Genomic DNA, 25,752 nt, shown 5'->3' on the forward strand with positions numbered 1-25,752 from the left:
ACTTATTGTCCTTTTTGTAATTGTTGAACATACATCACTACTTTCCAACGATCTGTTGGTGAAATTTGTGAAGCATGTGAGCCCATGTTATTTACACCATATGTAATGGTATGGTAGATTTTACCTGCAGTAAGATCAGCCATGTTGCCGCCCCTTGATGAAGCACCAGCAAAGTATGAAGGTACTCCACTGAATTTCTCGATCTTAACCAGGTGGCCTTGTCCATCACCTTTATCACCATGGCATGGTGCACAGAAAACGGTGAAAAGGTGTTTTCCTTCTGCTAAGTTAAGGGTATCAACAGGTAGTGGGTTTACCATACTTACACCTGCTGCATCATATCCTTCCTTAGTATTCGGATACTCATCATATTCTGTGAAACCTACTGGTTTGGTGTGCGCAGGTGGAACCTGTGCTGCATGACCATTAAAGCTTTTTAAATATTCGTTTGTTGTTGATACAGGTTGATCTGGATTCAGCGCAAGTGCATCATACATGTTTCTGGCATACTCCATACCAGTACTGCGTTTATCTCTACAAGCCGATAAAGTAGCTGCAAATGCGATAGCTAAAAACGCGGCATAAACAAATTTATTCTTATTCATAGCTAATGTACTTCCTTTCATTATACTTTACTTCTAAAGCACCTGCTCCTTTTAATAAACCATCAATTACAGTGTGCTCTGCATTTTCCTTTGCATCAACTGCGATAATAAAACGATCGTCAGTTGCACGAAGATCCATTACTCTTGGTGCTCTTCCAGGAAATAAATGTGTAGATGCATAATAGCTTAAAACCATGCCGAATGCACAGAATAATACTGTTAATTCGAACATTATCGGAATGAAATCCGGCAATGCAAATGATGGTTTACCACCAATGTTTACTTTCCAATCAATAACTGCGCAAAAATAGATTAAAGCAAAAGCTGCGCAAGTACCGGTAATACCAAAGCAAAATGCAGCGATATCGATTCTTGATCTTTTAATTCCTAATTTGGCTTCTATTCCGTGTATAGGCATTGGAGTATATACATCATAAATGCTGATGTTATTTTCCTGAAGTTTCTCGATGCCGTGCATCAACTCATCAGGATCGCCAAAGCTGCCTAAAATATATTTGATATTACTCATTGTTATATTTTTGCGTATTCTTCTTGTTTAACACTATCAAATTTCTCTAACGACTCTACATATTCGTCTACGTATTCTTTCTTCTCTGATCCTTCTGCAATAATCTTTTTCTTAGCTTGCTCTGAAGCTGATTTCAAGATGATTTTAACCTCTGCAATAGCGATTGAAGGTAAAACTCTCAAGAACAATAAGAATAATGTGAAGAATAGACCAATTGAACCTACGAATACACTGATATCAACCCAGGTTGGATAGAACATCGCCCAGCTTGAAGGAATATAATCACGGTGTAGTGAAGTAACGATAATTACGAAACGCTCAAACCACATACCTACGTTTACTACGATCGACAATATCCAGGTAGCTTTGATGCTTAAACGGATCTTCTTGAACCATAACAACTGAGGAGAGATTACGTTACAAGTCATCATCATCCAGTATGACCACCAGTAAGGACCAGTAGAACGGTTGATAAATGCATACTGCTCATATTCTGAACCAGAGTACCATGCAATGAAGAACTCGGTTAAATAAGCCACACCTACGATTGAACCTGTTAAGATGATAATCTTGTTCATAGATTCAATGTGGAACATGGTGATATAGTTCTCTAAACCTAAAACTTTACGTGCAACTAATAATAAGGTTAATACCATGGCAAAACCAGAGAAGATCGCTCCTGCTACGAAGTATGGAGGGAAAATCGTGGTGTGCCATCCCGGGATTACCGAAGTTGCAAAGTCCATGGATACAATCGTGTGTACAGAAAGTACCAGTGGAGTTGAGATACCGGCTAAGATTAGAGATACAGCCTCGAAACGTTGCCAGGTTTTAACACTTCCGTTCCATCCAAAAGAGAAGATAGAATAGATTTTTCTGCGTGTTCCAACTGCACGGTCGCGAATGGTTGCAATATCTGGTAATAAACCTGTGTACCAGAATAATAATGATACAGAGAAGTAAGTAGAGATCGCAAACATATCCCATACCAATGGCGAGTTAAAGTTTACCCAAAGTGATCCGAACTGATTCGGTAAAGGTAATACCCAGTAAGCTAACCAAGGGCGGCCCATGTGTGATACAACATATGTTGCCGCACAAATAACCGCAAAGATCGTCATCGCCTCTGCCGAACGGTTAATTGAGTTACGCCAGTTCTGACGGAAGAGTAGGAGTACTGCCGAAATTAGTGTTCCGGCGTGACCGATACCTACCCACCATACGAAACCGGTGATATCCCATGCCCATCCAACTGTTTTATTTAAACCCCATGCGCCAATACCATTCCAAAAGGTATAACTCACGGCAACAACCCAAAGTAAAGCACCTAAAGCGGAAACGATGAATCCAATCCACCATGCTTTGTTTGGCTTATTCTCTACCGGGCTTAAAATGTCATCCGTAATTTTTGCATACGTGATGTCATTTCCGGTAATTAAGGGTTCTCTAAGTATTGATTCGTTATGTCCTGACATAATTTGTATTTTCTTTATACTAAAGCTTACGCTTGTACTGTTGTATCTGTGTTTCTAATCTTTGTCATATATCCGATACCCGGTTTCACGTTGATCTCTTCCAGAACATAGTAAATACGCTCTGAACGTAAAGCTTTTGAAACCTCTGAATTTGGATCGTTTGAATCACCAAATATGATTGCATTTGCTGAACAAGCTTCCTGACAAGCCATTTTGATATCGCCATCTTTCAATGCACGTTTCTCTAATTTTGCTTGTAATTTACCTCCCTGGATACGTTGGATACACATTGAGCATTTCTCCATAACTCCTCTAGAACGAGTAGTTACATCAGGATTCAATACTAACTGCGTAAATTCATTGTTTAGATAGTTATCAAAACGAGAATCATTCCAGTAGTTGAACCAGTTGAAACGACGTACTTTATACGGACAGTTATTTGCACAGTAACGAGTACCTACACAGCGGTTATAAGCCATGTGATTTAAACCATCTGAAGAGTGAACAGTAGCCAATACCGGACAAACTGTTTCGCATGGTGCGTGATCACAGTGTTGACACAACATTGGTTGGTGAACTACAGAAACATTATCTAAGTTATCTAACTTAGCGATTTCTTTCTCTCTCGTTACATCACCTTCTGGTGTTTCAAAGCTATAGTAGCGATCGATACGGATCCAGTGCATCTCACGACGACGACGAACCTCATCACGACCCACAACAGGAATGTTGTTTTCTACGTTACAAGCTACTATACATGAACCACAACCTGTACAAGCATTCAAATCGATTGCCATAACCCAGTTGTTTCCTGGTTTTTCGTATTGATCCCATAGATCGTAATCTTTATGATCGCCTTTATGGTTACCTGCAGCAGGATTTTTAAGATATTCTTTGAAAGATGCTTCTTTAATTACCGCACGACCTTCGAAAGAGTGGTGAGTTTGCGTTTGAGCCAGCTCATAAAAACCACCCGTTGGTGTAATGGTAACTGTATTTGCATATTGCAAAGTGCCATTCACGAAAGTTGCAAATGGGAATGCATTTTTACCTACGTTATTACCAGCTTTACCAGCTTTAGTACGTCCGTAACCTACAGAGATTGAAGCAGTACCTTGCGCCTGTCCTGGTTGAATCAATACAGGAAGTTCAACAGAATACCCGTTAGCAGCTTTAACTTCTACAACATCAAATTCTTTAACTTTTAACTTCTCTGCAAATTTAGGAGCTAAAGCAACGAAGTTATCCCAGGTTACCTTAGAAACCGGCTCTGGCAATTCTTGTAAAAACGCATTATTTGCATTTTTACCATCACGCATTGGAACAGTTTCATAAACCTGTAGTTGTATACCTTTATCAAAGGCTTTACTGCTATTGGTAATTGAAGTAGCCACTGCAGCTAATGATAAGCTGAAAGTATAAGCTCCTGCTGGTTTAGCAGCAGCAGTAACCACACCTTTATCTAAAACCTCTTCCCATTTCAAACCAACTGCCGGCAACATTTTGGTTTCCCAGTTGTTACGAACAAATTGATAGTAATCTTTAACCGGAGCATCAGCCCAGGTTAATAAACTTTCTTCTGCCTGACGGCTGTTGAAAACAGGGTTGATAGTAGGCTGTACGATAGAATAATATCCTTCGTAAGCGTTGGCATCACCCCAAGATTCTAAATAGTTATGGTTAATCGCAATAGCATCACATAGTGAAGCCGTTTCATCAGCGCGATCAGAGAATGAAACCTTAGTCGTTACCTTAGCTAATGCGTCAGTAAATGCTTTAGCATTGATATAATCGTAGCCAGGGTTGCTGTTTAAGAATAAAACTGCACCAACTTCACCACGAGCCATCTCAGCAACTAAGCCATTAAATTCTGCATCGTTACCCGCATATAAATAGCAAGGGTTATCTAAATCAATAGTGGTACCATAGCTACCGATGGCAGCATTAATAGCATTTACTAAGATTTGTGTAGAAACATCGTTAGAACCACTTACTACAAGAGATTTTCCTTTTAATTGTACTAATTCTTTGGCAGCAAGTTTGATTACCTTATCAGCGTTTGCGTTATTACCTAAAGCAGCGCCAGGTAATGCAGCACCAGTGATGGCATTATATAAAGCTAATAAAGCCGGACCTTCTTCTGATAACTTAATCGGAATACGGGTATCAGCATTGGTACCTGTTAAGCTCATTCCACTTTCAAACTGAATGTGGCGGCTCATCTTTTTATTTTCTAATGATTTATAGTTACGGTTAGCAGTATACTGAGCTGTAAACTCTTCACCGCTGATCCAGGTACCTAAGAAATCTGCGCCAAAACTTACAATTAAGTCAGCTTTATCGAAGTTGTATTTAGGTAAAACGGCTTTACCGAAGCTATTTTGATTCGCCTGGATAATACCGGTATAAGAAACTGCATCATACTGAACCAATTTCGCAGCAGGATATTTTGCAATGAAAGCTGCAATAACTGCATTGGTTGAAGGACTATTTACAGTTGATGATACAATACGGATCTTTTTGCCGGAAGCCTGCGCTTTCGCTAAGCCTTCTTTAACAAAAGAATCGATTTTTGTCCATGATGTTTCTTCTACATTACCACCATTTACCATGGCAGGTGCTTTAAGTTTAGAAACATCATACAAATCTAATACAGAAGCTTGCGCTCTTGCATCAGTTCCGCAGTTAAACTGGCCGGCATTAGGGTTTGGCTCAATTTTAATCGGACGACCTTCTCTGGTTTTAACCAAGATACTCTGGCCGTTAAAGCTAGAAGTATAATAGTTAGGAATACCTGGAGTTACTTCTTCAGGTTTTACCAAATAAGGGATTGATTTTTTTAACGGTGTACTTTGGCACGCAGCTAATGTAACGGCACCTAAACCAAAACCTAACGCTTTTAAAAAGTCGCGGCGTGGGGTAACGGTACTTAACCCTGCTTCATTTAAAACATCTTCTATTGGAAGTGGCTCGGCGAATTCGTTTTTGTTATTCTTAACAAAATCGGGTGTATTGTTATACTCCTCTAAGCCTTTCCAGTATTTTTTATTGCTTTCCATTTAAGCTATATTACTGTTTATTCGATCGTTCTTACTAAACTCTAATCTATTAATAGTGGCATTTACCACACTCTAAACCACCCAACAACGCTGGTGTAATTTTCTCGCCTTTTTTAATCTTCTCATGCGCTTCGATAACCTTAGCGTAGAAAGCATTGTTTTTCTGGCCAGAAATATCAGTTTCCTTGTGGCAGTTGATACACCATTTCATGGTAAGCGGAGAGTATTGATAAATCTCTTCCATAGTATTAACCGGACCGTGACAAGCGAAACATACTGGTTCAGTTGGCTGTAATCCTTTAGCTTTACGGATAGCATCTTCAGCAACTACTACGTGTTGAGAGTGGTTGAAGTAAGCGAAATCAGGTAGATTGTGTACACGTACCCATTCCATTGGTTTAGCTTTGCTTTCGTCATATTTCTGAGTCTCAGGATCGTAACCTAAAGCATTGTAAATTTTCTTGATCTCAGGAGAAATCTCACCATCATATTTATCTCTTGCCTGTACCGCTTTGTGGCAGTTCATACAAACATTTAATGATGGAATAGTTGCATTTTTAGATTTGAACGCTCCGTTGTGGCAATACTGACAATCAATTTGATTGATACCAGCGTGCAACTCGTGAGAGAACTTAATCGGCTGAACTGGTTGATAACCGGTGTGAACACCCGTATTCCACATACCCATCCATCCAAATGAACCTAAACAGATAATTAAACATAAAATGAAGAACATCACAAATTTCTTGTTCTTGAACATTTTACGGATACCTACCTTTAATGGCACATCCTCTTCAATCTCGATACCTTGTTTTTGTAGGATTAAACGCTCTAACAATTTAGAAGCGCGACCTAATACCACTAAGATTACAATAGCAACCGCTACAATAGCAACGATACCGGCAATAGATAAACCTGAAGTGGTGTCATCTTTTGCGGCAACCGGACCATTCTCAGCAGTAGGTTTTGGCTCGCCCTCTTTAATGTATGCTAAAATGCTTTTAACTTTTGCCTCATCCAACTCAGGGAATGAAGTCATGGCAACTTTATTGTTTTCGTTGAAAACTTTAACAGCTGCAGCATCGCCAGAAGCGATTAACGCCTGCGAATTTGGAATCCACTTCAATAACCACTCTTCCGAATGTCTATCTGAAATTCCTGTCAACGCAGGACCTATCAATTTAGCATCTAAGGCATGGCATGAAGAACATTTTGCTTTGAAAAGCGTTCTCCCCTCTTTAGCATCTTGCGCATTTACGGTAGAAACCGCCATTACGGAAATTGCTGAAAACACGAATAACGACTTCCAAACGCTTTTTAAAATCATCGAGATATCTCTCATAATGAACACTTTATACTTATTTAATTTATTTTTTGTTGTGAAATAGATGATCAGACTGCAATAGCCCTTTCAAAACTTGAACAAAAGTATAACTTATTAATAAATCCCATGACATAATAGTGACTTGAAATACAATTTATAATCATTCTAAACAAATGCCATTTCAAGCTATTCAGCCAATAAAAATGCCCATTTCCGAAGTTCATCGTGAATGGGCATACTCAAAACCAATTTGGTTTTGAACAAAAAATTAATTATTGTTTTAATATCCAGGCAAACATTAAAGGTGCAACAATTGTTGCATCGCTTTCCACAATAAATTTCGGGGTATGAATATCTAACTTACCCCAGGTAATTTTTTCATTGGGTACTGCACCTGAATATGAACCATATGAAGTAGTCGAATCAGAAATCTGACAGAAATAGCTCCAGAAAGGAATATTCTCCATTTCCATATCCTGATAAAGCATAGGTACTACGCAAATCGGGAAGTCACCGGCAATACCTCCACCAATCTGAAAGAAACCGATTCCTTTACCTTCACTGTTGGCAATATACCAATCGGCTAACCAACCCATATATTCAATACCACTTTTCATAGTTGTTGCTTTAAGCTCCCCTTTCATTACATAAGATGCAAAGATATTCCCCATGGTAGAATCTTCCCATCCTGGTACAACAATTGGCAAATTCTTTTCAGCAGCAGCAAGCATCCATGAGTTTTTTGGATCAATTTCATAGTATTGCTCTAAATCGCCGCTTAATAACATTTTGTACATAAACTCATGTGGAAAATATCTTTCACCACTGTTATCTGCATCTTTCCATATTTTATGGATATGTTTTTGCAGGCGACGGAAGGCTTCTTCTTCCGGTATACAGGTATCCGTAACGCGGTTATAGTGGTTTTCTAAAAGATCCCACTCGTCTTGCGGGCTTAAGTCGCGGTAGTTGGGCACACGTTTGTAATGAGAGTGCGCAACCAAATTCATAATATCTTCTTCAAGATTGGCTCCAGTACAAGAAATAATCGCCACCTTATCCTGACGAATCATTTCTGCAAGGGAAATTCCCAATTCAGCAGTACTCATCGCACCAGCAAGGGTGATCATCATTTTTCCACCTTCGTCCAAATGTGTTTCATACCCTTTAGCTGCATCCATCATTGCCGCAGCATTAAAATGGAGGTAATTGCGCTCCATAAACTGAGATATTGGTCCTCTTGTATTGCTCATTTCGTTTTGTATTGTTTGCCGCAAAAATAGCGGTTTTTTTTTAACTGGGTAATTCTTTAATTGCTTAACCGTTGAATAGCTTAATTGTTGAACCCATTGGTCCCTGGCTCACGGAACAATTTCCTTACCAAAGCACCAATAAGGTTGCCATACGTTTAATTGTACAACTGTTTAATGGTTTAACTGTTTTAATCCAACCCAACCCTTGGTCCGTGACCCACGGACCAATTTCCTGCCCAAAGCACCAATAAGGTTGCCATACGTTTAATTGTTCAACTGTTTAATGGTTTAACTGTTTTAACCCAACCCCTTGATCCCTGACCCACGGACCAATAATCTAACCATTCAACAATAATAGTATACCTTCAGCACTTACCTTTCAGCTAAATTCCTTTTCTTTGCCACATGAAACGAACGCTTGTTTTACTATCCCTAGTCTGTTCAACTTTGCCTGGAATGGCCCAGATGAAATTGATTAGAAAAATGTTATCCAATACAAAAGATACTACCCGCAAAGCCAGCTTAATGCCTATCCCAGCTTTGGGCTATGCCCAGGAAACCGGCTTCGAATTTGGTGTCGGTGTATTGTATTCTTTTTATATGGATAGAAAAGATACCACCAACCGAAGCTCTAACTTTTTTGGTAATGCAACCTATTCTACTAAAAAAACCTATAGCGTAGCGCTCAGAGGTGATGCCTGGACAAAAGGAAATCTTTATCACATCCTGGGTGAGGTCAGATTTAAAAGAATGCCTTTTAACTTTTATGGATTAGGCAATAACACTTTAAGCAGTAATGAAGATGACCTGGTACAGCAACAATTGAAGTTTCAGTTCGACCTGGAAAAAACCTTTATTAAAAATGCTTACACTGGGGTTTCACTTGGCTTTGAAAACTATAGTTTTGATGATAAGGTTGAGGATGGGGTATTTGCTAAAGATCCCAATATATTAGGTAAACCTGGGGGGAGGGTGCTTTTTCTAGGCGTATCGCAAAGTTATGACACCCGAAATTCTAATAACTATCCAACAAAGGGATTCTTTGGCCGGGTAACCTACCAGTATGCCCCTGATTTTTTTGGCGGGGATAATTTTAATGGCGGCCAGATTAAAGTAAACATTCGCAACTTCTGGCCAGTAAGCAGCAAATTTGTTTTAGGCGTTCAGGGAATATACAATACCATTGTGAGCAATAATACACCCTTCTATCTCCTTCCTCAATTGGGTAATGATGAAATGATGCGCGGTTATTATACTGGCCGTTACCGGGATAAGAACCTCTTAGCTATGCAAGCTGAATTGCGTTACCGCTATAATAATCGCTTTGGTGCAGTCCTTTTCGCCGGAACAGGAACCGTTTGGGGAAGTTCTGAATTTAAAGCCAATGCCTTTAAACCTAATTATGGTGGAGGTTTACGTTACTTCTTTGATCCTGCAAAAGGACTCAGTGCACGTTTAGACTACGGTGTTGGCGAGAAAAAGCCTAACGAAAAAAGACAAAGTGGATTTTATATCAGTTTTGCAGAAGCTTTTTAACATCTTACTTACTCAACCCTGCCAATGCATTAATCGTTAATGCAACAATTACGGTATTAAAGATAAAGGCGATGAGGCTATGGAGCAGCGAAAGGCGTCTGATTTGCCGGTTAGAAATCTCAACATCAGAAACCTGAAAGGTCATGCCCAATACAAAAGAAAAATAAGCGAAATCAATAAAGTCTGGCTCATCATCTCCGGGAAATTCTAATCCTGCACCATGCTTGCCTGAATTACTTTTTGGGCGATCGCCGTAATACAGGTGTGCATAACGCATGCTAAAAGTGGTATGAACCAAAAACCAGGACAAAAACATCCCCGAAATGGCAATAATTAAATCCAGCGCTGACACATCATTATTAATCAGGAGTAAAATTACGGCCAGTAAACCTGCGAAGGTAGAAACCAATACAATGGCAAAGATTTCTCCACGGGTTTCATCCTGCATTTTGGCTTTCAAATGTGTTTCGGCAGCAGAGGTGTGAAAGAACATATACCAGTGGAGCGTGATCAACACCAAACAAAAGATATCCCAGCCCAACATCACATGGGTTAAAGTCCCCATGTTAATCATTAGCGATCCAAAATAAAAGACTATCCCGGTAAAAAGACTAATCAGCAATATAAATAACGCTGACCGCTTCTGGATGCCTTTCAATTTTGGTTCAGTCATGTTTCTAAAACTTGAGTTTAAAATGCTCTTTTGCCTGTCCTTTTCTGAAGTAAACCAAACCAATCCAGAATAAATCTACTGTTACAGTAACATCCGGATGATTTTTAATTTCCTCCCAGGCTTCCTTCATACCCTCACTCCAATAAATATCGTCAAAAATCAACAAAGAATTCTCAGTTACCTTAGGCAAACACCATTTAAAATAATTTAATGTGGCATCTTTCCGGTGGTTACCATCTATATAAACTAAATCTAATGTGGCTTGCCCGGCTATAATATCAGGCAGGATTAAATCAAAATTACCTACATGAAGTTCGATATTATTTAAATCAAGCTCATTGAAATTCTTTTTGGCTACCGCAGCGGTTTGAGGACAGCCCTCTATGGTAATAATTTCTGCTTCAGGGCTCGCTTTTGAAAGGTATGCGCTTGTAATCCCCAAACATGTTCCCAATTCTATGGTGATTTTAGGATTGGTATGCCTGGACAAGCGATAAATCAACTGGGCCAAGCGTGGACTTTTAAGTGCATTCTTAGCAATCTGACTAACTTTCTTGGTTCGGTTCTTATTCAGGTGTGAACCTGCTCCAAGATCAGTTACAGTGATAATTGAATCGTCATTATAAAGTTTTTTTCGCTGCAATTCAATATTTTTGTATTCAGATTTCTCGTTAAAATCGTAAATTACCTCATCAGCTAATTGATAAACGAATGGAGAATGTGTACCGTGTCGACTTTTAGCAGTGAAACGGTGTTTTAAATAATCTGTAATAAATTGAAATAGCATATTATTGCAAAAGTAATTAAACGCCGCAAACGAATGTATTTTTTATGGAAAATATCGCAGAGATAAGTGCTTTAGTTAAATTATTAGATGATCCTGATGATGAAGTCTTCCATCATGTGGAGAAAAAGCTGTTGGAATATGGTGGGGAGGTGATTCACTATTTAGAAACTGCCTGGGAGCAATCGTTTGACGGGCTGCTGCAGGAACGCATTGAAAATATTGTACACCAGATTCAATTCAATACCGTAAAAGAGGACCTGCATTTATGGTACCTGAGTGGTGCTTTTGATTTGCTTCAGGGCGCGCTAATCGTTAACAGATACCAATACCCGGATTTGGATGAGCAAAAGGTAATCAACCAAATTGAAGAGATTAAAAGAGATATCTGGCTGGGCTTACAATATGAAATGAGTTCAGTAGAAAAAGTAAAGCTCATTAACCACGTTTTATACCAACAATATGGCTTCGGTGGAAACACCAAAAATCATCATGATCCACAAAACTCTTACCTAAACCAGGTTTTAGAAAGTAAAAAAGGAAATCAGATTTCTTTAGCCATCATTTATTCAACCCTGGCGCAAAAGCTAGATTTGCCAGTTTATGGCATTAACCTACCTCAGCACTTTATTTTAGGCTACATTGATGAAAGCAAGCAAGATGGAACTGAATATGGGGTGCTTTTTTACATCAACGCCTTTAACAGAGGGAATATCTTTGGAAAGCATGATGTAGACCAGTTTCTACGCCAACTCAATTTAGAGCCATTGCCCGAATATTACAGACCTTGCAGCAATGCTGATATTATCCGAAGGGTAATCAGAAATTTAATCTCCGCATATGAAAATGCAGGGGCCACAGAAAAAGTAGCAGAACTAAACCAACTTCAGGAAATTATTGCCTAAACCAACCAAGCTAAAACCGTGCAGAGAACATTCATCATCCCTAAAAAAAGTATTCTATTCGCTGTTTCATTCCTCTTTATTAATTTTTTTAGTACCCATCTCAAGGCTCAAAGCACATCAAAGCCCAATGTAATCGCGTACTACACAGGTAACAAAACAGTTATTGACAGCTTCCCTATTGAGAAAATAAGTCACCTCATTTATAGTTTTGCACATTTAAAAGGCGATAGCCTGCATATTAATGCCGCCAGAGACACCGCTTTGATTAAGCAAATGGTAACCTTGAAAAAGCGTAATCCAAACCTAAAGGTAATGATCGCTATGGGTGGTTGGAGCGCCTGTCCAAATTGTTCTGAAGTATTTAGCAGAGCTAACGGACGTAAAACGTTTGCTCAAACCACCAGGCAACTACTGGATTTCCTGCAGGCAGATGGTATAGATATCGATTGGGAATATCCTGCAGTAGTAGGATTCCCAGGGCACAGGTATGCAGAAGCAGATAAACACAATTTTACACTGCTCATTAAAGAACTGAGAAAGACCCTGGGCAAAAAAGCTGAAATAAGTTTTGCAGCCGGAGGCACAAAAAATTGTATCGACTCTTGCTTTGAATGGGATAAGGTAATGCCTTTGGTTAATCGGGTAAACTTAATGAGTTATGATTTGGTAAGCGGTTATGCTACCACCAGCGGGCATCACACATCGCTCTTTTCAACGCCACAGCAAGAGCTCTCTACTGATTACGCCATCAAAGCCCTTAAAGCTTATGGTGTTCCTTCTGATAAAATTGCATTGGGAGCTGCATTTTATGCAAGGGTTTTCAAGAATAGTACAGATGCCAACCAGGGACTGTATCAACCTACCAAATTTGCTTATGGTGTATCATTTAAGCAATTTAAAGATAAATTCTCTGCCGAAAATGGCTTTAAATACCACTGGGATGATGTAGCAAAAGCACCCTACCTTTATCATGCCGAGAGCAGAAGTTTAGTAACTTTTGACGATCCTAAGTCTATTACGCTAAAAACAAAATATGTAATCGATCAAAAACTGAATGGAATCATGTTTTGGGAACTGAATGACGATACTTATAAAAACGGCTTATTAGATGTTATTCACGACACGATATACACCAAAAATACTCCGGGGAAATAAAAAACAAGGAGAATAATCATACATAACCTCCTTATTTTAAATATGTTATTATTTACAAGTATAACTTAAATCGTATCTCGCGGTAAATGTGTTCACTACAGTATAAAAAGTAGAAACTGCATCCATTTTTACAGAGGTGGCATTACCTTTTGCATCATATTGACTGTTAAATGTTATGACCTCTTCAGAAAAAGGATCTCCGTTTTGATCTGCTGTTACTGACGAACTCTTGAGCAAAACATTCTTAGATTGCTTTCCAAAATAGCCTCCGGGAAAGTAATCCACGTGATAAGAAAGCGGATCAGAAATCTCATAAACATTAACCGCAACATTACCGGTAGAATAGCTGTAATCGGTAGTTGTGGTGTGTCCTGAAGTTTCCATTACCAAAACAGCTTTAACCAGGTTTCCATTTGCATAACTTAAATTATCGATAGAGTATAACTCCCCGTTCAGATAATTTTTCACCTGGATTAAATACCCCTCTGCATTGTAAGTATACTTCCGGGTATATTCATAAACAACATTTCCTACTTTGATCACGCCGTCACTTCCACTGGATGCCGCTCTTCCGTTTTCTAAGTTAATCTCGGCCACGTAACCATCCTGGTCTTTAGCCGTTATTTTATTTGCAGAATAAGTATAAGTATTGGTCTCAGCACCAGCCGTAGCTTTCGAAATTCGACCCTGAGCATCGTATTGGAAATTAATGGTATAATTTCCAAAGCCATCAAAATCTGCCTTTAAAGTACTTAGTTTACAACCGTTTCCATTGGGATCAGGAAAAGCATTCCAGTTAATTTCTTTTTTACAGCCCGCAATTGCGATGACAGCCACAAAAGCTACCATTAAATACTTGATTGTTTGGCGCATTAGTTTTTAGATAAGAGGTTAAAATATCTTCAAAGATATTAAAATTTCTCTTTTTTCATCCACACACTCAACAAGTTGAACCAATCTACATCGGAAGTCTTGTTCTTCAAACCAAAACCATGGCCCCCGTTCTCATAGAGATAAATTTCCGAATGAACTTTATTTCGCTTTAGCGCTTCATTTAACAAAATACTGTTGGCAACAGGTACTGTTTTATCATCTTTAGCATGAACCAAAAAAACAGGCGGGGTTTCAACCGATACATTATTATTGGCAGAGAAATAATGTTTCATTCCGTCAGAAGGGTCAGGTCCCAGAAGGTTCTTCATTGTTCCCGTATGTACCGATTCTTCAAAACTGATAACAGGATAAACCAATACCCCAAAATCTGGCCGCAAACTAATCTTACCATTCCCCTCTATTTTTACATCATCATAATGTCCTAAAAGGGTTGAAGCAAAATGTCCACCGGCTGAAAACCCTAAAATACCTACCTTGTTTGACTTGATACCGTATGTTTTTGCATTTTTCCTCACCATATAAATCGCCTGTTGTCCATCCTGCAACAAGGCATATGCTTTGTCGACCATTATTTCATCACTTGGCAATCTGTACTTTAAAACAAATGCGGTTACGCCTATTTCATTAAATCTTTTGGCTACATCAAAACCTTCATGACCGATTGCTAAAATCGAATAACCGCCTCCCGGGCAAATAATTACCGCAGTTCCTGTGGCTTTTTCTTTTGGAGCACGAAAAACAGTTAACGTAGGTGTTGTTACCTTCCCGATCCTGGCAATACCATCTTTACCCAATTGAGATGTTTCGGCATAGGTTTCAGAAGCTTTTGCGCCTGGAATTGCACCCTCATATAAAGGAATGACTTCCTGGGCCTTTAAAGATGTTAACATCATAGTTAATAAAACAACGAAATAGGATGATTTGATCATGTGTATGATTTTAAAATTCCATTAAATAAGCTTTAAGAAAGTCGTTGATATCACCGTTTAAAACAGCATCCGGGTTGGAAGTCTGATAATTGGTCCGGTGATCTTTCACCCTTCTATCATCCAATACATAACTTCTGATTTGCGAGCCCCACTCTATTTTTTTCTTCGAGCCTTCAATGGCTGCTATAGCTTCATTGCGTTTACGTTGCTCAACCTCATAAAGTTGCGACTTTAATAAACGAATGGCATTTTCCTTATTTTGAAGCTGTGACCTTGATTCCTGATTTTTAATAATGATACCAGATGGTTTGTGATAAAGCCTGACAGCGGTTTCCACTTTATTTACGTTCTGTCCTCCTGCACCGCCAGCCCTGAAAGTTTCAAATTCAATATCTGCAGGATTAATATCAATCTCGATCGTTTCATCCACCAAAGGATAAACATAAACCGAGGCAAAAGAAGTGTGTCTTCTGGCATTAGAATCAAATGGCGATATCCTCACCAGGCGGTGAACACCATTTTCTCCCTTTAAATATCCGTAAGAAAAGTCACCGTCAAATTGTAGCGTTACAGATTTTATACCTGCTACATCTCCCTCCTGACTATCTTGTTCTGTTATTTTATAGCCATTTTTCTCTCCCCACATCAGGTACATCCGCATTAGCATATAAGCCCAGTCGCAACTTTCAGTACCACCAGCTCCTGCGGTAATCTGCATAACTGCTGATAGTTGGTCTTCTTTGTTGCGGAGCATATTTTTAAGCTCAAAATCTGCAACGGCTTGTTTACTCAGGTCAAATTGCTCCTGCAGTTCTGCCTCAGTTGCATCTTCCGATTGGAAAAAGTCAAACATAACCGCAGCATCTTCTACCGCAGCCTGAGTTTGATTAAAACCATCTGTCCATTTTTTCTTGGCACTGATTTCAGCTAGAATTTTCTCTGCTTTTTTTGGATCATCCCAGAAATCGGGAGCCATTGTTAATTTTTCCTCTTCACGAATTTCGTAGAGTAACTCTTCGACGTCAAAGATGCCTCCTCAGGGCCTCTACTCTGTCCCTTAAATCCTGTATTTGTTCCTTGGTCATAGGTAACAAAGATAGAAAATAACCCCATGGATGAAAATCTTTTGTTGGGTATCACAAATCAATGCACTCAGAAAGGATTATTTTTTCATAGTCATATAATCCAGTGTAAGATTGGATAGGAGTTTAACGCCCAGAATAAAACCACTTTCATCTAAATAAAAATCCGGGGTATGGTGTGAAGGTGCTTTTAAGGGATCTTTACCCTTGGGCATCCCGCCTAAAAATACAAACAACCCGGGAATTTTCTCCTGGAAGAAAGAGAAATCTTCTGCCCCGGTTACTGGTGGCTTCAGCTTAACATGGTCTTTGCCGGCCGTAGCCTGCATGCTTGGCAACATTTTCTCTGTTAAGGCCACATCGTTAAAAGTTACCGGATAGTGATTACTGTAAGGAATTTTAACTTCTGCAACTGCACCACCGGCCTCAGCAGTTTTGGTTGCAATGGTTTTAATCCGCTCTATAAACATCGCCTCATCCTCTTTGCTAAAGTTTCTTACTGTTCCAAGCATCTCCACTTTCTCTGGTATAATGTTAGATCTTACACCTCCATTAATTGCACCAATGGTAACTACGCCAGGGTTTTCGGTTACATTAAGGTTCCTGCTTACTATCGTTTGCAAATTATTGATAATCTGCGCCGAAATTACAACCGGATCGATACTACTCCATGGATAAGCTCCGTGGGCCTGTCTTCCGGTAACCGTTATTTTCATATCGTTAACAGCCGCCATGGTTCCTCCGGGACGATAAGTTACATCACCAACCTCGGTTTGTGAATTAATGTGTAAACCAAAAATGGCTTCCACCTTCGGGTTTTCAAGCACACCTTCCTTCACCATAAGTGCGGCACCACCTTCCTCACCGGCCGGCACACCTTCTTCTGCAGGTTGAAAAATGAACTTTACTGTACCAGGAATATCTTTTTGCATGGCCGACAATACTTCAGCAACCCCCATCAGTATCGCCATATGGCTATCATGTCCGCAAGCATGCATAACGCCAACTTCTTGTCCGTTATATTGCGTTTTTACTTTTGATGCAAAGGGAACATCAACCCTTTCTGTAACCGGTAAGCCATCCATATCTGCACGTAATGCAACCACTGGCCCGGGTTTACCACCTTTTAATATCCCCACTACTCCTGTTTTGGCCACTCCTTTCGTTACTTTAATCCCTAACGACTCTAAATGTCTGGCTATTATCCCTGACGTTCTTACTTCTAAATTTCCCAATTCCGGATGTTCATGAAAGTCTCTTCGCCAATTAATTACTTTTTGAGTGATCGCATCAGCTTTGCTGGATACAGTTGCTCTTAAATCAGATTTTTGAGCATAAGTATTTATCGCCAATAAGGATAAAAGGGCTAAGGGAAGTTTTTTCATAAAAAGGAATAATTTAGGTTTGGATGCCCTAATCTAAAGATTTTAACGGATTTATTTGTAGAAAAGCGTAGAAAGCTTGTACGCTATAAGCTAAAAGGCCTAAAGTCCTGGATGCAAATCATATAGTTGCTTAACTAAGCTTAAGTTTTTAATGTTTTACAGTGCTAGTTCAAACTTTGGGCTAAGTGAAGCAGAGATCACTCAAAAAAAAGGCCGTACATAAATGTACAGCCTCAATAATCTATTAAAAAATAGCTTAATTAAACATGCCTTTCAGTTTGTCTAATATTCCTCCGCCAGATGCCTGAGCCCCGCCAGCTTGATTTTGACCGCCATTAAACATTCCGATTACGTCGCTCACATCAAATTTCCCATCTGCCCCACCTAAACTTCCTAATATATCTTTGATATTAAAAGAGCTGTCATTAGGGTCAGCAGTTTTTTGGGTAAGCTTTCCTAAAATAACCGGAATAATACTCGCTCCAATTTTCTTTGCCGTTTCGGCATTAATCCCTAAACCACTCAGCTTATCGGTAAAACTACCTGCTGCTTGCTGGGCAACTTCTGTTCCTTCTGCATTTCCACCGTTAAAAATATCGGCTAATCCGCCTATATTTCCTGAGGACAATTGATTTTTCAGGGTATCGAAAATCGAGCCCGAAGCCGCCTGAATCACTGCTTCATTTTTTTCATTCGGAATTTCACTGTTATTAACAACAGCGTCCTGTACATTTTCACGTACCAATTCATTTAAATTTTCTAACATAATGTTAAGTTTTTTAATAATTAGGATGGTTAATATTAACAGGGGATACCACTAATTTACATGGTTTAATTGATAAAAAAAATTCTTATTCTTTTTGAACACTAAAAAGACAATTTTAAAATTTTGCTTTATTACTTTTACAAAAAACTCAAAGGATTATGTTACCAAAAATTAATTTTACTGAAACAGAGGCTTATAAATATCTGGCCGATCATTTTATAGATATCAATCAAAAAAGCATCAAAGATCTTTTTGCAGAAGATGCCAACCGATTTGAAAAGTTCTCTGTTTTTTTTGAGGACATTTTGCTCGATTACAGTAAAAACAGAATCAGCGATGAAACTTTAGCCCTATTGATGCAACTTGCCCGCGAATGCAGGTTAGATGAAGCTATAAAAGCCATGTACGGGGGCGATAAAATAAATGAAACCGAAAACCGTTCAGTACTCCACATCGCCCTGCGAAACTTAAGTAATACACCTGTTTTAGTAGATGGAAAAGATGTAATGCCCGATGTAAACGCCGTACTGGCCAAAATGGAAAAATTCAGCAACAGCATTATTTCTGGCGATTGGAAAGGCTATACCGGTAAAACCATCACCGATATTGTAAATATTGGTATTGGTGGCTCTGATTTGGGTCCGGTAATGGTTACCGAAGCTTTAAAACATTACAAAAATCACCTCAATATTCATTTTGTTTCTAATATCGATGGCACACACATCGCAGAAACACTTAAGGATTTAAATGCAGAAACTACCCTTTTCTTAGTCGCTTCTAAAACTTTTACTACACAGGAAACCATGACCAATGCACATTCTGCACGTACCTGGTTCTTGGAAAATGGGGCTAAAGAAAGTGATATCGCCAAACATTTTGCTGCGCTTTCTACCAATGCAAAAGATGTTGCTGCATTTGGTATCGATACCGAGAACATGTTTGAGTTCTGGGATTGGGTTGGTGGCCGCTATTCTTTATGGAGTGCTATTGGCTTATCCATTTCATTGAGTATCGGCTTTGACAATTTCAAACAATTACTGGCCGGTGCACATGCTACAGATAATCATTTTAAAACTGCAGAATTCGAAAATAACCTTCCGGTAATCCTGGGTTTACTGGGCATCTGGTATATCAATTTTTATAACGCCGAAACACAGGTCATTCTTCCATATGATCAATATATGCATCGCTTTGCGGCCTATTTTCAACAAGGTGATATGGAAAGTAACGGTAAGCATGTGGATAGAAATGGTAATGAGGTAGATTATGAAACCGGACCAATTATTTGGGGTGAACCAGGAACAAACGGGCAACACGCCTTTTATCAATTGATTCACCAGGGCACCAGAATCATCCCTGCAGATTTTATCGCTCCCGCACAAAGTTTAAATCCGCTTGGTGATCACCATCCGATTTTATTATCTAATTTCTTCGCACAAACAGAAGCCTTAATGAACGGCAAAACCGAAACAGAGGTAACAGAAGAGTTGAAAAAAGAAGGTAAAGCGGCGGCTGAAATTGAAAAGTTAGCACCCTTTAAGGTTTTTGAGGGTAATCGTCCAACCAATTCAATCTTACTGAAAAAGGTCACACCATACACTTTGGGAAGCCTTATTGCCATTTATGAACATAAAATTTTCGTTCAAGGGGTAATCTGGAATATTTTCAGCTTCGACCAATGGGGAGTGGAATTGGGTAAACAATTGGCCAAGAAAATCTTGCCAGAATTAGAAGGAAATGAAAAGATTTCCAGCCATGACAGTTCAACCAACGGCTTAATTAATCAATATAAAGCCTGGAGATAAAGATAAAAGCGAGCTTAGCCTCGCTTTTTTTATGTTATTTCCTATTTTAGCAGGATCATTCTCTAACATTCAACCATCTACGAATTAACTTAATTATTTAGAATGCGTTTCTTTAACGATTCTATTCATTAAAAAATAAAATAATGATAAAAAAAACAATTCTCTCCACACTGGCTGTTTCCAGTCTGTTATTAAATGCAGCTGCACAACAGGTGAAATTTACGGAGTATGATTTAGACAATGGCCTTCATGTAATCTTACATCAAGATAAAAGCGCTCCTTTAGTAGCCGTATCAGTGATGTACCATGTAGGTTCTAAGGATGAACAAACCGAGCGCACAGGATTTGCACATTTCTTTGAACATTTGCTGTTTGAAGGCTCTAAAAATATCAAACGCGGTGAGTTTATGAAACTCGTAAGCAGTAATGGCGGACAAAATAATGCCAATACCACTCAAGACCGTACTTTCTATTATGAAGTTTTTCCATCAAACCAATTAGAACTTGGCCTTTGGCTGGAAAGTGAGCGGATGCTTCATCCTGTAATTAATGAGGTTGGTGTTAAAACCCAGAATGAAGTTGTAAAGGAAGAGAAACGCATGCGTATTGACAACGCTCCATATGGCAAGTTTACCGAGAAAATTTTTAACCATTTGTTTGATGGGCACCCCTATCGCTGGCAACCCATTGGTTCTATAGAACACTTAAACGCTGCAAAACTGGATGAATTTATTGCCTTCTTCAAAAAATATTATATCCCTAATAATGCAGTATTGACAATTGCGGGTGATATTGATGTCGAAAAAACCAAGACATTGGTAAAATCATACTTTAGCGAAGTACCAAAAGGCGAAACTGTAGTACGTAAAAAATACGATCTTCCACAAATTACTAAAGAAGTTATCGATACAGCTTACGATGCGAACATTCAAATCCCTGCAATTTTTGCTGCTTACCGCGTACCAGGCATGGAAAGTCGTGATAGTAAGGTGCTGGGCATGATTAGCTCCATCTTATCAGGAGGAGGTAGTTCGAGATTAAGTACCAAAATGGTGGACGAAAAGAAAACTGCACTTCAGGTAGCTGCATTTAACTATTCGTTAGAAGACTATGGAGCCTATATTACGCTTGCACTTCCAAACAAAAATACCGCTTTAAATGACCTGTTAAAAGATATCGATGATGAGGTTGCCCGCTTACAAACCGAACTGATTAGTGAAAGCGAATATAAAAAGCTTCAAAATCAGTTTGAAAACAGCTATGTAAGTACAAACAGTAAAATGCTTGGTGTAGCAGAAAACCTTGCTAATGGCTATACTTTCCACAATAAAGATGCAAATGATATCAATAAACAACTAGAGGTGATCAAATCCATCACTCCTGAAGAAATCAGGGAGGTGGCAAAAAAATACCTCAACAAAAACCAGCGTGTGGTACTCTACTATTTACCTAAGAAATAAACAACTGTTAGCTATTCATATCAATTATTAAAATCATGAAGAAATTATTTATTATCGCTGCAGTTTCCTTATTCGCTCAAGGTATTTCAGCACAAACAATAGATCGCACACATAAACCAAAACCCGGCCCGGCACCCGTTATTACCATTGGAGATCCGGTAATTTACAAACTGGCCAATGGCATCACTGTTTTGGTAGTAGAAAACCACAAACTACCTAAAATATCTGCCAGCTATAGCATTGATGCAGGCCCTATTTTTGAAGGCAGCAAAGCCGGTGTTGTAAGTTTAATGGGAGGAATGCTGAACGAAGGTACTACAACTAAAACAAAGGCTCAGTTTGATGAAGCTGTTGATCAGTTGGGTGCTGATGTTGGAGCTTCTGCCGCAGGTGGATCAGTATCTGCACTAACGCGTTACTTTCCCCCGGCCTTTGCCTTAATGGCCGAAGCCATCCGTCAACCCTCATTCCCTCAGTCATCGTTCGAGAAATTAAAATCGCAAACCTTAACCGGACTAAAATCTAATGAGAAAAGTGCAAAAGCAATTTCCTCGAGAGTAGTTAATGCACTGGCTTTTGGAAAAAATCATCCACAGGGAGAATTTACAACTGAAACATCAGTAAACAGCATTACGCTTGATGATGTGAAAGCTGCTTATAAAAAATACATAACCCCATCCAGAGGCTACTTAACGTTCGTTGGCGATATTAAACCTGCCGAGGCGAAAGCGCTTGCTGAAAAAGCATTTGGAAACTGGAAAGGTACAGCATTAACGCTACCGGTATTGACTAAGGTGGCTAACCCGGCAAAAACAGAGGTTGATATTGTAAATGTAAGCAATGCGGTACAATCAGAAATCACCGTTGTTAATCTGATTGACCTACCTTTAAGTAGCCCTGATTATTTCGCTACTTTATTGGCTAATCAAATTTTAGGCGGAGGTTCTGAATCCCGTCTGTTTAATAACCTGCGCGAAAAACATGCCTTTACTTACGGTGCATATGCAAACACAGGATCAGGGAGATTCCAGTCTAAATTTTCTGCCAGCGCAGCAGTGAGAAACGAAAAAGTGGATAGTGCAGTAGTTGAATTCCTGAACGAGATTAATTCAATCAGGACTACAAAAGTATCTGCAGAAGAATTGCAAAGCGCCAAAAACCTATACAATGGTTCTTTTGCGCTGAATCTGGAAAACCCGGCTTTAATCGCTTCATTTGCCAGCAATATTCTGATCAACGGCTTACCTAAAGATTTCTACAGAACTTACCTGCAAAAAATTAATGCGGTAACTACTGATGATATATTACGCGTGGCGAAAAAATACTTTAACCACGATAACACCAGGGTCGTAATTGTTGGTAAAGCTGATGCCTTTACAGCAGGCCTGAAAAAAGCAGGCTTTAACACACGCCTTTTTGATAACTATGCCGATGCTGTTAAACAAGAAGCAAATACAGCTCCGGCAAAATCTCCTAATGTAATTATTTCAGATTACCTCCAGGCCATAGGTGGCGAAGCAGCCCTTAAAAAGATAACAGCGATCCAGCAGAATGCTGAGTTAGAGATCCAGGGAAATAAACTCACCATGACCATGAAGAAACTTGCCCCGAATTTGAGCAGTAATGAAGCAGCAATGATGGGACAAACGGTTATGAAACAGATTTTCAACGGAACAACAGGCTATCAGATGCAAATGGGTAAAAAGGCAGACTTAAGCGCAGATGAAATTGCAGATGCAAAAGCAGATAAGGGTCTTTTTAACCAATTAGATTATGCTACAGATGGTACAAAGTTAGAAGCAGCAGGAGTAGCAACCCTTGGTTCTGCAACCGCTTATAAATTAAATGTAACCTCTGCCAGTGGTAAAAAGAAAACCCAATATTATGATATAAAATCAGGTTTACTGCTGCGTGAAGAATCTACATCAAAGAAGCAAGGAACAGAAATCAGTCAGACTTTTGACTTTAGCGATTATAAGAAAGTAGGAGACGTTTTATTTCCACATAAGATTGTTCAGGCCATGCAAACGCCAATGGGTACACAAGAACTGAATATCATCATTAAAGAAATCAAGATCAATCCTGCTTTACAAGCCAGCGATTTTAATTAATCTATCAAAATCTTCTAAGGCCGCCATGGGAAACTATGGCGGCTTTTTTATTAAATCATTACAGATTCAACATCAATCACAGTCATTATGCTATACTGTTAACCAAACCTGCAGTCTTGTAAACTATTTTTTGTCTCTCCTAAAATAGTTTCGCTTTAGAGAAACTATTTCTATCTCATTGAAAAGCGTTTCGAAAGAGTATTATAAACAGCTATGCACTCAGCAAGCCCTGAGCAGTTGTCCGTCACACAGTAATCTTATCCATTGAAAAAGTAAAGACGGCTACAATCCTCACAACACCCATGAAAAGAATTTCCTGAATTAATTCCCGGCACTTTATTCTTGATACCTCATTCTTGCTACTTGATTCTTGCTACTTGATACTAAATCCCTGATACTTTATATCCCACACTTTTTACTTTTTACTTTCCCCCCTTCCCAGGCAACCATTACAGATCAACCAACGTAATCACTTCGAATTCAATAACGATTCGACTTGAAAGTATTGGTTATGACAAAAAAAACAATCATCCTCGCTGTTATTACCTTCGTATTCCTGCTACTGCACCACATGGCTGCAAAAGCGCAGAATTATATCTCCAACAGTGTAAAAACTTCTTTTTTTTCTTCTACTCCGATTGAAGATATAAAAGCAGCCAGTTCCAAAACTGCAGCAATACTAATCTCTAAAACAGGAGAGTTTGCCTTTCAAATCCCGATTAAAAGTTTTGAATTTGAGAAAAGACTCATGCAGGAGCATTTCAATGAAAATTACATTGAAAGTGATCGTTATCCTACAGCAAGTTTCAAAGGCACTATTAATCCTAATATTAACTGGCAAAAAGATGGAGAATACAATACCGTGGCCAAGGGCACACTAACGGTACATGGTGTAAGTAAAAGCCGCAATATACCTGCTAAAATCCTGATTAAAAATGGTTCAGCTACCATCATGGCCGATTTTGAAGTAGCCTGCGCTGATCACAACATCAAAATTCCATCGCTCGTATTTACCAAAATTGCCAAAGTTATACAGGTAAAAGTAAATGGAACATTAACCCCAAAACCTTAATCCCATGTTAAAAATCGCTACAATTATCGGCTTTACATTTTTCACCGGCTGTGCTGCTTTTGCCCAATCGGCAGACTCACTTTTGAAGACCATTACCGATACCAGTCTGGTTAAAGTATTAAACCCAACCTTTAAATCAACCAGAATAGTCTTATCGCATTCTACAGAAACCCAGAAGAAGCATGATCTTGATCTGCGTATCCGACACCATTTTGGTGATATTGGCGGAGAGTTTGGCGGTGGGCATACACTTTATGGCCTGGATGTAGCTTCCGATTTATTCATTGGCCTTGATTATGGCATAACCGATAAATTAACTGTAAGCATTGGCAGAAGTAAACATGATGAGCTTTACAATGGGTTCTTAAAGTATAAAATATTAACACAGGGCGGTGGTAAATCTGGAAACATGCCATTAAACCTTACTGTTCTCGCACAAATGGCCTGGATAACAAGAGCGCCCTTTGCCACCACAGAATTCACTACTTATGCCAACAGGTTCTCTTATTTTATACAGCCCATATTTTCCAGGAAAATTACCCAAAGAATCTCCCTGCAAGTAGCACCAGCTGTATTACTTCGTAAAAACACAACAGAGGCCGAAGATCCGGAGAACTTATTTAGTATAGGTTTTGCCGGGCGGGCTAAAATCACAAAAAGACTCTCTTTCGTTGCCGATTATACACTTGTTAACGGAATTAACAGGCCAACAGACTTAACCCAGAAATTCTACAACCCTTTGGGTGTTGGCCTGGAAATAGAAACCGGCGGGCACGTTTTCTCTTTCAACTTCATGAACTCAGAATTTATTACTGAAAATAGTTTTATACCGAATACCAAAAAATCATGGAAACACGGTGGAGTAAGATTTGGATTTACCATTTCGAGAAACTTTACCGTATTCAAATCAAAAGACAAAGACATTCAATCTAAAATATACTAATTAAAAC

Annotated in this window: 21 protein-coding genes; 8 read left to right on the plus strand and 13 right to left on the minus strand. The window is 39.1% G+C overall.

Annotated elements, in window-relative coordinates:
- Nucleotides 1–2: 2 nt before the first annotated feature.
- The 6 genes from ACQY77_RS09645 to ACQY77_RS09670 form a co-directional block, all read right to left on the minus strand.
- On the minus strand, nucleotides 3–626 hold the full coding sequence (locus ACQY77_RS09645) for a c-type cytochrome (protein ID WP_421942351.1): 624 nt from the start codon (nucleotides 624–626) through the stop codon (nucleotides 3–5).
- A complete protein-coding gene (locus tag ACQY77_RS09650; RefSeq protein WP_421942350.1) occupies nucleotides 598–1,134 on the minus strand; it encodes a DUF3341 domain-containing protein in 537 nt (178 codons plus the stop codon). Before ACQY77_RS09650 ends, ACQY77_RS09645 begins: the two co-directional genes overlap by 29 nt.
- Nucleotides 1,135–1,136: 2 nt before the next feature.
- A complete protein-coding gene (gene nrfD / locus ACQY77_RS09655; RefSeq protein ID WP_090881858.1) occupies nucleotides 1,137–2,609 on the minus strand; it encodes an NrfD/PsrC family molybdoenzyme membrane anchor subunit in 1,473 nt (490 codons plus the stop codon).
- A gap of 26 nt (nucleotides 2,610–2,635) precedes the next feature.
- Nucleotides 2,636–5,668 carry a TAT-variant-translocated molybdopterin oxidoreductase gene (locus ACQY77_RS09660; protein ID WP_421942349.1) on the minus strand — a complete coding sequence of 1,011 codons (3,033 nt, stop codon included), beginning with the start codon at nucleotides 5,666–5,668 and terminating at the stop codon, nucleotides 2,636–2,638.
- A 49-nt stretch (nucleotides 5,669–5,717) separates the two neighbouring features.
- Nucleotides 5,718–7,010 (minus strand): c-type cytochrome, encoded by a 1,293-nt coding sequence (locus tag ACQY77_RS09665; RefSeq protein WP_421942348.1) that lies wholly within the window; start codon nucleotides 7,008–7,010, stop codon nucleotides 5,718–5,720.
- A 254-nt stretch (nucleotides 7,011–7,264) separates the two neighbouring features.
- Nucleotides 7,265–8,245 carry a deoxyhypusine synthase family protein gene (locus tag ACQY77_RS09670; protein ID WP_090881864.1) on the minus strand — a complete coding sequence of 327 codons (981 nt, stop codon included), beginning with the start codon at nucleotides 8,243–8,245 and terminating at the stop codon, nucleotides 7,265–7,267.
- Between the two features lie 456 nt (nucleotides 8,246–8,701).
- Here ACQY77_RS09670 and ACQY77_RS09675 point away from each other — a divergent pair, with 456 nt between their 5' ends.
- Nucleotides 8,702–9,781, plus strand: coding sequence for a BamA/TamA family outer membrane protein (locus ACQY77_RS09675; RefSeq protein WP_421942347.1), 1,080 nt, complete (start codon nucleotides 8,702–8,704; stop codon nucleotides 9,779–9,781).
- 4 nt (nucleotides 9,782–9,785) lie between these two features.
- Here ACQY77_RS09675 and ACQY77_RS09680 read toward each other — a convergent pair whose 3' ends face one another.
- Nucleotides 9,786–10,454, minus strand: a complete 669-nt coding sequence (locus ACQY77_RS09680) for a DUF1345 domain-containing protein (RefSeq protein ID WP_421942346.1) — start codon at nucleotides 10,452–10,454, stop codon at nucleotides 9,786–9,788.
- A 4-nt stretch (nucleotides 10,455–10,458) separates the two neighbouring features.
- Nucleotides 10,459–11,241, minus strand: a complete 783-nt coding sequence (locus ACQY77_RS09685) for an O-methyltransferase (protein WP_421942345.1) — start codon at nucleotides 11,239–11,241, stop codon at nucleotides 10,459–10,461.
- 44 nt (nucleotides 11,242–11,285) lie between these two features.
- On the opposite strand from ACQY77_RS09685, the gene ACQY77_RS09690 reads away from it, so the two are divergent.
- Together ACQY77_RS09690 and ACQY77_RS09695 are read left to right on the plus strand one after the other, a co-directional pair.
- A complete protein-coding gene (locus tag ACQY77_RS09690) occupies nucleotides 11,286–12,143 on the plus strand; it encodes a transglutaminase-like domain-containing protein (RefSeq protein ID WP_421942344.1) in 858 nt (285 codons plus the stop codon).
- Nucleotides 12,144–12,161: 18 nt separating this feature from the next.
- Entirely contained in the window at nucleotides 12,162–13,298 is a 1,137-nt protein-coding gene (locus tag ACQY77_RS09695) for a glycoside hydrolase family 18 protein (protein WP_421942343.1), read from the plus strand.
- A 48-nt stretch (nucleotides 13,299–13,346) separates the two neighbouring features.
- Here the strand turns inward: ACQY77_RS09695 and ACQY77_RS09700 are convergent, their stop codons facing one another.
- The 5 genes from ACQY77_RS09700 to ACQY77_RS09720 form a co-directional block, all read right to left on the minus strand.
- The gene (locus ACQY77_RS09700) at nucleotides 13,347–14,171 is read right to left on the minus strand and encodes a hypothetical protein (RefSeq protein ID WP_421942342.1); all 825 of its coding nucleotides are present in this window, start codon (nucleotides 14,169–14,171) and stop codon (nucleotides 13,347–13,349) included.
- A 38-nt stretch (nucleotides 14,172–14,209) separates the two neighbouring features.
- Nucleotides 14,210–15,085, minus strand: coding sequence for an alpha/beta hydrolase (locus ACQY77_RS09705; RefSeq protein WP_421942341.1), 876 nt, complete (start codon nucleotides 15,083–15,085; stop codon nucleotides 14,210–14,212).
- Nucleotides 15,086–15,131: 46 nt separating this feature from the next.
- Nucleotides 15,132–16,206 (minus strand): peptide chain release factor 2 gene (gene prfB, locus ACQY77_RS09710; protein WP_421942340.1). Its coding sequence is split into 2 segments (ribosomal slippage): nucleotides 15,132–16,145 and nucleotides 16,147–16,206, totalling 1,074 coding nucleotides; the frame shifts between segments, so codons are not numbered across the junction.
- 77 nt (nucleotides 16,207–16,283) lie between these two features.
- Complete coding sequence (locus ACQY77_RS09715; protein ID WP_421942339.1) at nucleotides 16,284–17,588, minus strand: amidohydrolase; 1,305 nt, start codon at nucleotides 17,586–17,588, stop codon at nucleotides 16,284–16,286.
- 256 nt (nucleotides 17,589–17,844) lie between these two features.
- Entirely contained in the window at nucleotides 17,845–18,354 is a 510-nt protein-coding gene (locus ACQY77_RS09720; RefSeq protein WP_421942338.1) for a hypothetical protein, read from the minus strand.
- A gap of 158 nt (nucleotides 18,355–18,512) precedes the next feature.
- Here ACQY77_RS09720 and pgi point away from each other — a divergent pair, with 158 nt between their 5' ends.
- The 5 genes from pgi (at nucleotide 18,513) to ACQY77_RS09745 (ending at nucleotide 25,745) form a co-directional block, all read left to right on the plus strand.
- A complete protein-coding gene (gene pgi / locus ACQY77_RS09725; protein WP_421942337.1) occupies nucleotides 18,513–20,159 on the plus strand; it encodes a glucose-6-phosphate isomerase in 1,647 nt (548 codons plus the stop codon).
- Nucleotides 20,160–20,302: 143 nt separating this feature from the next.
- Entirely contained in the window at nucleotides 20,303–21,619 is a 1,317-nt protein-coding gene (locus tag ACQY77_RS09730) for a M16 family metallopeptidase (protein ID WP_421942336.1), read from the plus strand.
- A 35-nt stretch (nucleotides 21,620–21,654) separates the two neighbouring features.
- Nucleotides 21,655–23,730: a M16 family metallopeptidase gene (locus tag ACQY77_RS09735; protein WP_421942335.1), complete on the plus strand. Its 2,076-nt coding sequence runs from the start codon at nucleotides 21,655–21,657 to the stop codon at nucleotides 23,728–23,730.
- Between the two features lie 511 nt (nucleotides 23,731–24,241).
- Nucleotides 24,242–24,802, plus strand: coding sequence for a YceI family protein (locus tag ACQY77_RS09740; RefSeq protein ID WP_421942334.1), 561 nt, complete (start codon nucleotides 24,242–24,244; stop codon nucleotides 24,800–24,802).
- 4 nt (nucleotides 24,803–24,806) lie between these two features.
- Entirely contained in the window at nucleotides 24,807–25,745 is a 939-nt protein-coding gene (locus ACQY77_RS09745; protein WP_421942333.1) for a DUF5777 family beta-barrel protein, read from the plus strand.
- Nucleotides 25,746–25,752 lie beyond the last annotated feature (7 nt).

This window comes from Pedobacter sp., assembly GCF_965279535.1.
Lineage (GTDB): Bacteria > Bacteroidota > Bacteroidia > Sphingobacteriales > Sphingobacteriaceae > Pedobacter.

What these genes read in the sequence shown, in the direction of transcription:
- ACQY77_RS09675 (WP_421942347.1), top strand. Translation starts at nt 8,702, where the DNA reads ATGGCCCAGATGAAATTGATTAGAAAAATGTTATCCAATACAAAAGAT.
- ACQY77_RS09690 (WP_421942344.1), top strand. Translation starts at nt 11,286, where the DNA reads ATGGAAAATATCGCAGAGATAAGTGCTTTAGTTAAATTATTAGATGAT.
- ACQY77_RS09720 (WP_421942338.1), bottom strand. Translation starts at nt 18,354, where the DNA reads ATGTTAGAAAATTTAAATGAATTGGTACGTGAAAATGTACAGGACGCT.
- ACQY77_RS09645 (WP_421942351.1), bottom strand. Translation starts at nt 626, where the DNA reads ATGAAAGGAAGTACATTAGCTATGAATAAGAATAAATTTGTTTATGCC.
- nrfD (WP_090881858.1), bottom strand. Translation starts at nt 2,609, where the DNA reads ATGTCAGGACATAACGAATCAATACTTAGAGAACCCTTAATTACCGGA.
- ACQY77_RS09740 (WP_421942334.1), top strand. Translation starts at nt 24,242, where the DNA reads ATGACAAAAAAAACAATCATCCTCGCTGTTATTACCTTCGTATTCCTG.
- ACQY77_RS09745 (WP_421942333.1), top strand. Translation starts at nt 24,807, where the DNA reads ATGTTAAAAATCGCTACAATTATCGGCTTTACATTTTTCACCGGCTGT.
- ACQY77_RS09715 (WP_421942339.1), bottom strand. Translation starts at nt 17,588, where the DNA reads ATGAAAAAACTTCCCTTAGCCCTTTTATCCTTATTGGCGATAAATACT.
- ACQY77_RS09735 (WP_421942335.1), top strand. Translation starts at nt 21,655, where the DNA reads ATGAAGAAATTATTTATTATCGCTGCAGTTTCCTTATTCGCTCAAGGT.
- pgi (WP_421942337.1), top strand. Translation starts at nt 18,513, where the DNA reads ATGTTACCAAAAATTAATTTTACTGAAACAGAGGCTTATAAATATCTG.
- ACQY77_RS09670 (WP_090881864.1), bottom strand. Translation starts at nt 8,245, where the DNA reads ATGAGCAATACAAGAGGACCAATATCTCAGTTTATGGAGCGCAATTAC.
- ACQY77_RS09660 (WP_421942349.1), bottom strand. Translation starts at nt 5,668, where the DNA reads ATGGAAAGCAATAAAAAATACTGGAAAGGCTTAGAGGAGTATAACAAT.
- ACQY77_RS09700 (WP_421942342.1), bottom strand. Translation starts at nt 14,171, where the DNA reads ATGCGCCAAACAATCAAGTATTTAATGGTAGCTTTTGTGGCTGTCATC.
- ACQY77_RS09730 (WP_421942336.1), top strand. Translation starts at nt 20,303, where the DNA reads ATGATAAAAAAAACAATTCTCTCCACACTGGCTGTTTCCAGTCTGTTA.
- ACQY77_RS09680 (WP_421942346.1), bottom strand. Translation starts at nt 10,454, where the DNA reads ATGACTGAACCAAAATTGAAAGGCATCCAGAAGCGGTCAGCGTTATTT.
- ACQY77_RS09705 (WP_421942341.1), bottom strand. Translation starts at nt 15,085, where the DNA reads ATGATGTTAACATCTTTAAAGGCCCAGGAAGTCATTCCTTTATATGAG.
- ACQY77_RS09650 (WP_421942350.1), bottom strand. Translation starts at nt 1,134, where the DNA reads ATGAGTAATATCAAATATATTTTAGGCAGCTTTGGCGATCCTGATGAG.
- ACQY77_RS09665 (WP_421942348.1), bottom strand. Translation starts at nt 7,010, where the DNA reads ATGAGAGATATCTCGATGATTTTAAAAAGCGTTTGGAAGTCGTTATTC.
- ACQY77_RS09685 (WP_421942345.1), bottom strand. Translation starts at nt 11,241, where the DNA reads ATGCTATTTCAATTTATTACAGATTATTTAAAACACCGTTTCACTGCT.